The organism is Anaerococcus sp. NML200537, from assembly GCF_026131715.1.
Classification (GTDB): Bacteria; Bacillota; Clostridia; order Tissierellales; family Peptoniphilaceae; genus Anaerococcus; species Anaerococcus kampingae.
In genome coordinates this window covers 1-1,724 of record NZ_JAMXSL010000072.1, presented here as the reverse complement: position 1 = coordinate 1,724, position 1,724 = coordinate 1, and the positions used below count along the sequence as shown (strand labels likewise).

Below are 1,724 nucleotides of genomic sequence, written 5' to 3'. Positions count from 1 at the left end.
TTAATAGACCAACTAAGGAAGTCAATAGTTATTTTAAAAATTTTTTTAAAAAATTTTTCAGTCGCAGAACTTAAAAATGTGCATAGCAAATAAACCTCATATATTTTCATTTTTTGAGGCAACACTTTTAATAGTTTATGCGACTAGCTTACTTTTTTCTCGAATTAGTTTTTGATGTTCTTCGGGTGTTCTTAACTCAAATGATTTTTGGTTTCTGAGAACAGCAAAAATAATTTGAACCATCTTTCGCATAATTGCACACATTACAACTTTGTATGGTTTTTCAGCTATTTTCTTTTCAAAATAAGCTCGCATAACAGGATTTAAATACTCTCTGTTGCGATTTGGATACACATTAGATTTAGCCAGCATATGGAGAATTGAGCGAACATGAGGTGATCCTCTTTTAGAGATTTTATTGTTTTTCCTATTGTATGTTCCACTTTGGGATACTCCTGGATCCAAGCCAAAGAAGGCAACTAATTCTTTCGGTTTCGAGAAATTGGATATATCTCCAAGCTCTGATAAAACAACACATGCTGTATACTCTCCAACGCCTGGAATACTTTGTAAAAGCACTATTTCTTTATGAAACTTTTCATCTAAAAGAGATAGTCTTTTGATTTCATCATCGATTGCTTTCAAAGCTTCCTGTAAACTGAAAATAACCCTCACAGTTGTTTGAATAAGTACTGCTGAACTAAGGCTTACTATACAAACTTCAATAGATTTTTCAGCAGCTTTAAATAGTTTTTCATATTTTACTCCGGCATAGGAGCTGCTTTTATGTGAATTTTCTTTTATCAGTTGAATAATATCTTGCTTATTTTCAGGAGATAATACTTCCTGTATAGTAGGATATTTTTCAAGCAAAGACAAAGGTGTTTTCCCTTGCAAATCCGTAAATACTTTCTTGAAATCTGGAAAGGAAATATCTAAAAAAGCGATTAATCGGTTGATGTGTTCCACAATTTCATCCGTCAATTCTTTATGCTGTCTGCAAAGCTTTTTGATACTGTTAACGGTATCTGAGTGTGTAATTGTTTCGTTGTAATTCTTAATACGATATAGCAACGCTATATTATATGCATCTGTTTTATCTGATTTAATTTTTCGGATATTGATATTTTTCAATGCTCCACTTTGAATCGGATTAATTACAATGACTTCGTAATTATGCTTACGGAAAAAATTAGCTAAAATTTGATGATAGTGTGCAGTAGCTTCCATGATAATTACTGCTCTGTCTTTGTACTCATCTTCTACCTTTTCAAGTACATATATGAGCGACTTCATACCATTAATATCATTAGAAATTTTAAGTCTTTTGATGATGTCATTATTAGGTGATAGAATACAGATATCACTAAAAGCCTTACTCACATCAATTCCTACAACAATTTTTTCTGACATAATATACCTCCTATAATTTGGGATGCCCTGTTAATCCAAAACCACAACAGGCTCACGAGTTATACAGGTAATCAATAAATGAACCTAACCAACCGAAAAGATGAAAGGCAATGGAATGAGGGTGGAGTCTACCAAATGAGTAATTCCTAAGTTGGAAACCCAGCAAGCACATAAAACAATCCCATTTCATCCCTAATATCTATAATTTTATCATAGATGATTAGGTTCATTTTTAAGAACTATGCTTAAAGCTGTTCTTATACTATTAGTATATGAGCAAGCACAGTAAGTGAGTACCCACTTACGAAAAA

General features: G+C 32.3%; 1 protein-coding gene. It reads right to left on the bottom strand.

Annotated features, from left to right (window positions below):
- Positions 1 to 135: 135 nt before the first annotated feature.
- Positions 136 to 1,413 (bottom strand): IS110 family transposase, encoded by a 1,278-nt coding sequence (locus tag NH288_RS11290; RefSeq protein WP_265215394.1) that lies wholly within the window; start codon positions 1,411 to 1,413, stop codon positions 136 to 138.
- Positions 1,414 to 1,724 lie beyond the last annotated feature (311 nt).

What these genes read in the sequence shown, in the direction of transcription:
- NH288_RS11290 (WP_265215394.1), bottom strand. Translation starts at nt 1,413, where the DNA reads ATGTCAGAAAAAATTGTTGTAGGAATTGATGTGAGTAAGGCTTTTAGT.